7 protein-coding genes are annotated in these 9,081 nt (G+C 70.0%); all 7 read right to left on the minus strand.

Annotated elements, in window-relative coordinates:
- Positions 1 to 1,610: DNA mismatch repair endonuclease MutL (mutL, locus tag V6M56_RS21175; RefSeq protein ID WP_332686716.1), on the minus strand; the 1,610-nt coding region annotated here is incomplete at its 3' end.
- 144 nt (positions 1,611 to 1,754) lie between these two features.
- Positions 1,755 to 3,071: a glucose-6-phosphate isomerase gene (locus tag V6M56_RS21180; RefSeq protein ID WP_332686718.1), complete on the minus strand. Its 1,317-nt coding sequence runs from the start codon at positions 3,069 to 3,071 to the stop codon at positions 1,755 to 1,757.
- Between the two features lie 147 nt (positions 3,072 to 3,218).
- Positions 3,219 to 4,511: a M16 family metallopeptidase gene (locus tag V6M56_RS21185; protein WP_332686720.1), complete on the minus strand. Its 1,293-nt coding sequence runs from the start codon at positions 4,509 to 4,511 to the stop codon at positions 3,219 to 3,221.
- Positions 4,512 to 4,617: 106 nt separating this feature from the next.
- Positions 4,618 to 5,913: a M16 family metallopeptidase gene (locus tag V6M56_RS21190; protein WP_332686722.1), complete on the minus strand. Its 1,296-nt coding sequence runs from the start codon at positions 5,911 to 5,913 to the stop codon at positions 4,618 to 4,620.
- A gap of 179 nt (positions 5,914 to 6,092) precedes the next feature.
- The gene (locus tag V6M56_RS21195) at positions 6,093 to 6,749 is read right to left on the minus strand and encodes a hypothetical protein (RefSeq protein ID WP_332686724.1); all 657 of its coding nucleotides are present in this window, start codon (positions 6,747 to 6,749) and stop codon (positions 6,093 to 6,095) included.
- Between the two features lie 71 nt (positions 6,750 to 6,820).
- Positions 6,821 to 7,351: a signal peptidase II gene (lspA, locus tag V6M56_RS21200; RefSeq protein WP_332686726.1), complete on the minus strand. Its 531-nt coding sequence runs from the start codon at positions 7,349 to 7,351 to the stop codon at positions 6,821 to 6,823.
- Positions 7,348 to 9,081 (minus strand): class I tRNA ligase family protein (locus tag V6M56_RS21205; protein ID WP_332686728.1); only part of this gene is annotated, 1,734 nt, incomplete at its 5' end. The genes lspA and V6M56_RS21205, both read right to left, overlap by 4 nt.

Raw genomic sequence — 9,081 nt, forward strand, 5'->3', positions numbered from 1 at the left:
CGCTCCAGCGAGCCGGCATCGCCATGCTCGGCCAGCGCATCGGCGACGTCGCGGACGATGCCCTGGAGATTGCCGCCGGCGATCGCGGCGGGCGCCTCGCGCACCAGCACGGCGCCCGGCCCGAAGCTCTCGATGACGAGGCCGAGCGAGGCAAGATCGGCAGCCGCGGCATTGAGCCGGTCGGCGTCGACCGGGTCGAGCTCGACCACTTCGGGCAGCAGCAGCGGCTGGCGGGCGATGCCGGCCCTGGCGCGCTCGGCCTTGAGGCGCTCATAGACCAGCCGCTCATGGGCAGCGTGCTGGTCGACGATGACCATGCCGTCGCGGGTCTGGGCGATGAGATAGGTACCGTGCACCTGGGCGCGGGCGGCGCCGAGCGGCCGGTCGAGCGCGTCCTGCGCCGGCTCGGAAAGATGGGCGCGGGCATCGGCCGAGGGCATGGCGAAATCGGAAAAGCCGGTCTGCGCGGGTACAGGCCCCATCGCGGCCGGGCCGCGCCAGTCGGCCGTTCCGCTGAAGACCGGGCGCTGGAGCTGGGCGCCGTTGCCGCTGCCGGCGAAGACGCTGCGGAAGGCCTCGAGCGTGCGGGCGCCGCCGGTCGTGGTGGCGCGGTGGCCGGCCGCTGCGAGGGCCGCCTTCAGGCTGGTGACGACGAGGCCGCGGACCAGCGCCGGATCGCGGAAGCGGACCTCGCTCTTGGCCGGATGGACGTTGACGTCGACGGTGGCGGGATCGCAGAGCACGTCGAGATAGAGCACCGGATGCCGGTCGGACGGCACGACATCGGCATAGGCGCCGCGCACCGCCGAGAGCAGCAGCTTGTCGCGCACCGGGCGGCCATTGACCGCCATGTGGACGCCGGCCGAGGTGCCGCGATGGAAGGTCGGCAGGCCGGCGAAGCCCGACAGGCGCACGCCCTCGCGCTCGGCCGCGACGGCAAGCGCGTTCTCGGGGAAGTCGCGTCCGAGCGCTCGCCCGAGACGGCGCAAGCGGCCCTCCTCGCCGATCGGCTCGGCCGGCCAGTCGAAGGCGCTGACATGCTCGCCTTCGAGCGAGAAGCGGATTTCGGGATGGGCGATGGCGAGGCGCCGCAGCATCTCGGAGACGGCCTGCGCCTCGGCCCGGTCGCTTTTCAGGAATTTCAGCCGGGCGGGGGTGAAGATGAAGAGGTCGCTGACCTCGATGCGGGTGCCAAAGACGGCCGCCGCCGGACGCAAGGCGCCCTTGACCCCGGCCTCGACGACAAGCGCAGAACCCTGCGCCGCCCCGCTCTGGCGCGTGGTCATCGAAAGCCTCGCGACCGAGCCGATCGAGGGCAGCGCCTCGCCGCGGAAGCCGAGCGAGCGGATGGCGAAGAGGTCGCCATCGGGGAGCTTCGAGGTGGCGTGGCGCTCGACCGAGAGCGCGAGATCGTCCGGGCTCATGCCGGCGCCGTCGTCGACGACGCGGATCAGCTCGCGCCCGCCGGCGGCGATGGTGACCGCGATCGAGCGGGCTCCGGCGTCGATGGCGTTCTCGACCAGCTCCTTCACCGCCGCAGCCGGCCGCTCGATCACCTCGCCGGCGGCGATGCGGTCGACCAGGACGGGATCGAGGCGGCGGACGGTCATGGGGGTCCTATCGGGAGGCCGGCCGAAGCGCGTCATTCTCGGGCGTAGCGAAGCGTAGACCCGAGAATCTCGGGACCAGCGAACTCTGGTTTCCGAGATGGTCGGGTCAAGCCCGACCATGACGAAGGACGGACACCGATTCGCTCAGCCGCGCCCCTCGGCAAGATAGCGCTTGGCGAGGAGTTTCGCCTCCTCCACCGCCGGCTGGTCGAAGGGATCGACGCCCATGGCGTAGCCGGTGAGCACCGTCTCCAGCATGAAATGCATCAGGATCTCGCCATGGGTCGCCTCATTGACCTCATCGACATGGAGCTTGCGCACGGCGCGTCCGTTCTTGGCGAAGGTATCGACCATGGCGAGACCCTGCGCCGCGACGAGGTCGCCGATGGTCTTGCCGGCGAAGTCCTGTTCGCCGATCTGCTTTGCCAAAGCGGCGTCGATCGCCGGGCCCTTGCCCTTGTTGGCGACGGTCAGCACGGTGAAGAGCTTGTCCTTCGGGCCGGCGAGGTAGAGCTGCTGCTGCGAATGCTGGTCGACCGGGCCGAGCGCCCCGACCGGCTGGGTGCCCTTTCCGTCCTTGCCGAGGCTCTCGGCCCAGAGCTGCATCCACCAGCGGGTCAGCAAAGCGAGCTTGTCGGCATAGGGCATCAGCACGGCGATGTTCTTGCCCGTCCGCATCGCGGCGAGGTTGAGCGCGGCGCCGAGCGCGGCCGGCGTCTCCTTGACGCTCTTGCCGGCGAGGACCGGGCCAAGGGCCCTCGCCGCGCCCTGGCGCAGCCCGGCGATGTCGAGGCCGAGCAGCGCCGCCGGCAGCAGGCCGCAATTGGTCAGCACCGAATAGCGCCCGCCGACGCCGGTATGATGCTCGAGGAAGGGCACGCCGAGGGGCTCGAGCAGGGCCCGCAGCGCGTGCAGCTTGCCGGGCCTGGCCGGCTCGGACAGGCCCTGGAAATGCCAGCCGAGCCGGTCCTCGGCGATGCCGGCGCCGCGCAGCGCGGTGATCGCGGCGATGGTCTGGAGCAGGGTCTCGCCGGTGCCGCCGGATTTCGAGATCGAGATGAATTTCGTGGTCTTCAGCGGCAGCGCCTTCAGCAGCGCCTCGAAGGTGAGCGGGTCGAGATTGTCGATGAAATGGACGCGCGGCTCGGGCAGGAAGGCCGAAAGGCCCGCCGTGCCGTAGCCGGTGAGCTGCGCCAGCGTCTGGCCGCCGAGACTGGAGCCGCCGGTACCGAGCACGAGCACGTTGCTGGCGCTCTGGCGCAGGCGCTCGGCCGCCTCGCGCACCGGCGGCAGGTCGGCAGTGTCGGCCGGCAGGCCGAGCAGCGGCAGGGTCTCCGCCTCGCCTTTCAGCCGCGCCAGCGCCGGTGCGAGATCGGCCACCGCCTTGTCGAAGGCGGCGTCGGGAATGCCGCCCTCGCCGACACCGGAGACGAGCGCGAGATCGAGGCTTTGCTGGAGCATGGGACGGCCTTCGAAACGGGAGGTGGCAAGATGAAGAAGCGAAAACCTATTCCGTCACTGCGAGCGAAGCGAAGCAATCCAGGAGCGGCAGAGCAAACCTCCCGGATTGCTTCGCTGCGTTCGCAATGACGGCATCGGCTGCGAGGATCAGGCGAGCCCGACCGGGCGGCCGACCGCCTGCACCAGCAATTTGCCATCGCCGAACAGCCGGGCGGCGACGCGCCGGACATCGGCGAGCGTGACCTCGGCGAAGTGACGGTTGCGCTCGGCCATGAACTCCGGCCCGTAGCCATTGACCGCCAGCCCGAGCAGTTCGCCCGCGATCTTGGGCGAGGTGTCGAAGCGCAGCGGATAGGAGCCGATGATGTAGCGCTTGGCTTCCTCGACCTCGTGCTCGCTCGGGCCCTCGGCTGCGAGCTTGGCGATCTCGGCGCGGATCACCGTCATCGATTCGGCGACGCGGTCGTTGCGGGTCGAGGTGCCGCCGATCAGGAAGCCGCTCTGGCGCAGCGGCAGCAGGCTGGAGGAGACGCCATAGGCGAGGCCGCGCTTCTCGCGCACCTCCAGGAACAGGCGCGAGGTGAAGGCCGAGCCGCCGAGGATGTGGTTCAGCACGGTCGCGGCGAAGAAATCGGGATCGTGCCGCATCAGGCCGGGGCCGATGAAGCGCAGCACCGTCTGCGGCACGTCGAGATCGACGATGCGGGTCTCGCCGAGGCCGGCGATTGGCAGGCCGGCCTCCGGGAGGGCGCGCGGCTGGCCGGCCGGCAGGGCGGCGAACAGGGCGTCGAGGCGCTCGGCCAGCTCGGCGGCGGTGATGTCGCCGACGGCGACGAATTTCAGCCCGCCGCGGCTCAGAAGATCGCGCGAGAGCGCCTTCAGCGCCGGCGGCTGCAGGGCGCCGACGCTGGCGACGTCGCCGCGCTCCGGCCGGCCATAGGCATGGCCCGGGAAGGCGGCGGCGAACAGGGCGTTGCGGCAGAGCGTATCGGGGTTCTGCGCCTGGCGCTGCAGGCTGGCGATGACCTGCGACTTGACGCGGGAGACGGCGTCGGCATCGAAGCGCGGCGCATTCAAGGCGAGGCCGAGCAGTTCGAAGGCGACGTCGCGATGGCGCGACAATGTCTGCACCTGGCCATGGAAATCGTCGCGGCGGGCGTCGAAGGACAGGCTGATGGCATAGTCCGCCATGCGGCCCTGGAAGGCCTCGGCGTCAAGATCGCCGGCGCCCTCGTCGAGCAGGCCGGAGATCAGGTTGGCGCTGCCGGCGCCATCCACGGGATCGCGGTTGGCGCCGCCATCGAAGGCGAAATCGAGCGCCAGCAGCGGCAGGCTGTGCTCCTCGACCAGCCAGGCCTCGACGCCGCAGGAGGCGGTGACGCGCTGCACGGAAAGCGCAGGGCCGGGCGCGGCAAAGGCAGGTATGATCGGCGCGTTCATGGCATTTCCTGACGGCGTGACGCCTGACGCCCGCCTGCTATCCAAAGTTCAGAGCAGGATTCATACGAAAAACCGGCTCCCACCTTTCGTATCCTGCTCCAGTGGCTCAGGCGGCGGGCAGGAGCAGGCCGGTGACCGAACGGTCGGGCCTGAGATAGAGACGCACCGCTTCGACGACCTGTTCGCGGGTGACCGCCTCGATGCGCTGCGGCCAGAGCAGCACGTCCTCGACGGTCTCGCCGACGGCGAGCGAGGCGCCGAAGATGCGCGCCAGCGAGGACTGGCTGTCGCGGGCGAAGATCGTCTCGGCGACGAGGCGGGTGCGGGCGCGGGCGAGCTCGAGCTCGCTCGGCCCTTCCGCGATGAAGGCGGCGAGCGCGGCATCGAGCCCCGCCTCCAGCGCCGCCATCTCGACGCCGGGGCGCGGGCTGGCGGAAATCTGGAAGGCCGAGCGGTCGACCATCGAGCCCATGAAATAGGCCCCGGCCCCGGCCGCCAGCTCCTGCTCGGCGCAGAGCCGGCGATAAAGCCGCGAAGTGGTGCCGCCGCCGAGAATCTCGGCCGCGAGCTCGAGCGCGAAGGCATGGTCGCGCTCGCCGGCGAAGAGATAGGTCGGGCTCTGCCAGGCACGGCGCAGGGAAGGCTGCTGCACGCGCGGGTCGGAGAGCGAGACGCGGCGCGCGGCGCGCGGGGCCGGCTCGGCCGGGCGGCTGCGACGCGGCGCCTCGCCATGCGCGGGGATCGTGCCATAGGTTTCCTGCGCCAGGCGCAGCGCCTCGGCCGGCTCGACATCGCCGGCGACGACGAGGATCGCATTCGCAGGGGTATAGAAGCGCTGATAATAGGCGAAGGCGTCGTCGCGGGAGAGCCCCTCGATCTCGTGCTCCCAGCCGATGATCGGCGTGCCATAGGGATGGTGGACATAGAGGGCGCTGGAGAACTCCTCGCCGAGCTGGGCGGCGGGGTCGGCATCGACGCGCATGCGCCGTTCCTCGAGCACCACGTCGCGCTCCGGCCCGACCACGGTCTCGTCGAAGGCCAGCCCGGTCATCCGGTCGGCCTCGTAATCCATCATCGCGCGCAGATGCTCCTTCGGCACGCGCTGGAAATACGCGGTGTAGTCGAAGGAGGTGAAGGCGTTCTCCTGGCCGCCATAGCCGGCGACGATCTTGGAGAACTCGCCGGCCGGCCATTTCGCCGTGCCCTTGAACATCAGATGCTCGAGGAAATGGGCGATGCCGGACTTGCCGGCCGGATCGTCACCCGAGCCGTTGCGATACCACACCATATGGGTCACGACCGGGGCGCGATGGTCGGGAGCGACCACGATCTCGAGGCCATTGGCGAGCCGGAAGGATTCGACCGGGCTGGCGACGGTGCTGGGCGGTCTGTGGACCGTCATGGGCGGGTCGAACTCCTGCGGCGACGGGACGGGAAGCCGGCCCGGGCCCCTCGCGACCCGAGCCGGAAATGGGCTCCAACGGAAGATAGGCCCGCGCCTCGCCGGAAACCAGCCTGCGCGGCTTGCCCGGCAGGCGCGCGGCAAGACGGGCGCGCGCCCTACAGGGCGCGCGGCGCCTGCTATCGCATCGGCTTGGTGCCGGCGAGGAATTCGCGCTGGCCGACGGCCTGCTTGTCTTCCTGCGGACCGGCCGCACCGGGACCGAGCGGCGCCGTACCGGCCGGCCGGCGATAGCCTACCGGCGGCTCGTAGAGATAGTTCCGCTCCGGCTCGGTGCCATAGGCGAGGCTGGAGGTGTCGGTCTGGGCCTGGCGCGCCGCCATCTCGCGGCCGGCGCGGATCGGCGCGATCTGGTTGTTGTAGTTGCTGTGATCCGGGACGATCCCGTCCGGGCCGTTGCTCCGGCCGGCGACGCGGCCCCGGCGGATCTCCGCCTGAGACAGCTCCGGCCGGTTGTTGGCGCGATAGGCTTCGGTGGTGGCGAAGGGCGAGCGGGCGGCTGCGCGATCGGCACGACGGCGGGCGACATCCGGGTCATCCGGCCAGGCGGCGGTGCGGGTCGCGCCCGGCTCCTGCGGCTTCGGCAGGGTCGAGCCCGGCGGCACCACCAGCGGGGCGCGCTGCTTGTAGTCGATGTCGTCCTTGTCGCTGCCGAAAAGCCCCATGCCTTTCACCAGGTTCTGGAAGAGCATGCCTTCCTGGGCAAAGGCAGGGGTCGCCGCCAGCAGCAGGCCGCCGGCGAGCAGCATGTGCGAGGCGCGGATCCGATGAGCCATGTCCATTCTCCGTCCCGGGGCGTAAGGCCCCGTCATGATCGATCGGCGCGGCAAAACCATGGCAAGCGGCCTCACTGCGAGACCGCCCGGCCGGTGCCAGGCCGGAAGGACTCATACAGAAGCCCGGCGACGCCGACAACGATTGCCGCATCGGCGACGTTGAAGATGTACCAGCTGAAGCTTCCGACATGGAAGTGAACGAAATCGACCACGGCGCCATAGACCGCGCGATCGATGCCGTTGCCGAGCGCGCCGCCGATGATCAGGGCCAGGCTCGCGACCGTCAGCCGGTCGGGCGAGCGCCACATCCAGCGGCCGAGCCAGATCGGCGCCAGGAAGGAGATCGCCACCAGCAGCCAGCGGCCGATATCGGTCGATTGCTGGAACAGGCCGTAGGAGATGCCGCGGTTCCAGGCGAGCACGATCTCGAGGAAGGAGGTCAGCTGGAACGGCCCCTCCTCGGCGAGGCGCGCGCCGAAGAGCAGCCAGAGCTTGCTCGCCTGGTCGACCACGAGGACGAGCACGGCGAGCACGACGCCGAAGCGGCGCAGCGGCGTCAGGCCGGCAGGCGCCGGCAGCGATTGTGACTCTGGCAGGCTCATGCGGCCCGTCGGAGCTCGCGCAGCGCCCGGGCGTCGCGCGGGGTGACGTCGGGATGGTCGGGCTCGGCGGTCGCCGGGTCGAAATATTTCCACGAGCGGGCGCATTTGACGCCGGCGGCCCGCACCGGCACGACCGCGACGCCGGGCACGTCCGACAGGCGGAAGGCCTCGGCCGGGCCCTCGCCCTCGACGAGCCTGACGCCCGAGGTGATGCTGATCTCGGCGAGATCGAGCCCGCTCAGCGCCGCCCTGAGATCGGGATCGGCGATATGGACTTCCGGCGCGGCCTCGAGCGAGGAGCCGATGCGCTTGGCGGCCCGCTCGAGCTCGAGCGCGCCGGTGACGACGCGGCGCACGCGCCGGACCTTGGCCCAGCGCTCGGCTAGCTCCGGATCGAACCAGCTCTCCGGCGCGCTGGCGAAGAGCTCGAGATGGACCGAGCCCTCGCCGGCCTTCTGCTCGGGATAGCGCTCGAGCCAGGCTTCCTCGGCGGTGAAGACCAGGATCGGCGCAAGCCAGGTGGTCAGGCAGCGGAAGAGATGGTCGACGACGGTCAGCGCGCTCCTGCGGACATGGCTGGAGCGCGGGTCGCAGTAGAGCGCGTCCTTGCGGACGTCGAAATAGAAGGCCGAGAGCTCGGTGTTCATGAACTGCGAGAGCAGGTTCACGACCTTCTTGTAGTCATAGGTCCGATAGGCCTCCTCGACCTGCGGGCCGAGCTCGGAGAGGCGGTGCAGCATCAGCCGCTCAAGCTCCGGCATCGCGGCGGGCTCCGTGACGCGGATCTCCTCGCTGAAATGCGCCAATGTCCCGAGCATCCAGCGCATGGTGTTGCGCAGCTTGCGATAGGTCTCGACGAAGGTCTTGAGGATCTCCTTGCCGATGCGCAGATCGTCGGAATAATCGGCGGCCGCGACCCAGAGGCGCAGGATGTCGGCGCCGCTGTCCTTGATGATGTCCTGCGGCGCGGTGACGTTGCCCTTCGACTTCGACATCTTCTCGCCCTTCTCGTCGAGACAGAAGCCATGGGTCAGGACGACGTCATAGGGCGCCCGGCCGCGCGTGCCGCAGCTCTCCAGCAGGCTCGAATGGAACCAGCCGCGATGCTGGTCGGAGCCTTCGAGATACATCACCTTGTCCTTGCCGCCGTCGACGACGCGATGCGTCGCGAGGTCCGGCCGCTTCTCCAAAGTGAAGGCATGGGTCGAGCCGGAATCGAACCAGACGTCGAGCACGTCGGTGACGCGCTCGTACAGCGCCGGGTCGTAGCCGAAGGGCTTCAGGAAGCGGGCGCCGTCGGTGTCGGTGAACCAGGCATCCGCCCCTTCCTTCTCGAAGGCCTCGGCGATGGCGGCGTTGACCTTCGCGTCGAGCAGGACCTTCTTGGTCTCCTTCTCGACGAAGACGGTGATCGGCACGCCCCAGGCGCGCTGGCGCGAGACCACCCAGTCGGGCCGGTTGGCGATCATGCCGTTGATGCGGTTCTCGCCGGCGGCAGGGACCCATTCGGTCTGCTTGATCGCCCGCAGCGCCCGGTTGCGCAGCGTGTCGGCGTTGCCGCCGGCGGTCGGCGCCGGTGCCGCCGGGTCGGGCGCGCCGGCATCGCCGATCGGCTTGTCCATGGCGATGAACCATTGCGGCGTGTTGCGGAAGATCACCGGCTTCTTCGAGCGCCATGAATGCGGGTACTGGTGCTTCAGCCGGCCGCGCGCGACGAGATGGCCGGAAGC

It is taken from the genome of Allobosea sp. (genome assembly GCF_036675845.1).
GTDB lineage: Bacteria > Pseudomonadota > Alphaproteobacteria > Rhizobiales > Beijerinckiaceae > Allobosea.

Coding starts and splice junctions, on each gene's coding strand:
- lspA (WP_332686726.1), bottom strand. CDS start 7,351: ATGAGCCTGCCAGAGTCACAATCGCTGCCGGCGCCTGCCGGCCTGACG.
- V6M56_RS21190 (WP_332686722.1), bottom strand. CDS start 5,913: ATGACGGTCCACAGACCGCCCAGCACCGTCGCCAGCCCGGTCGAATCC.
- V6M56_RS21195 (WP_332686724.1), bottom strand. CDS start 6,749: ATGGCTCATCGGATCCGCGCCTCGCACATGCTGCTCGCCGGCGGCCTG.
- V6M56_RS21180 (WP_332686718.1), bottom strand. CDS start 3,071: ATGCTCCAGCAAAGCCTCGATCTCGCGCTCGTCTCCGGTGTCGGCGAG.
- V6M56_RS21185 (WP_332686720.1), bottom strand. CDS start 4,511: ATGAACGCGCCGATCATACCTGCCTTTGCCGCGCCCGGCCCTGCGCTT.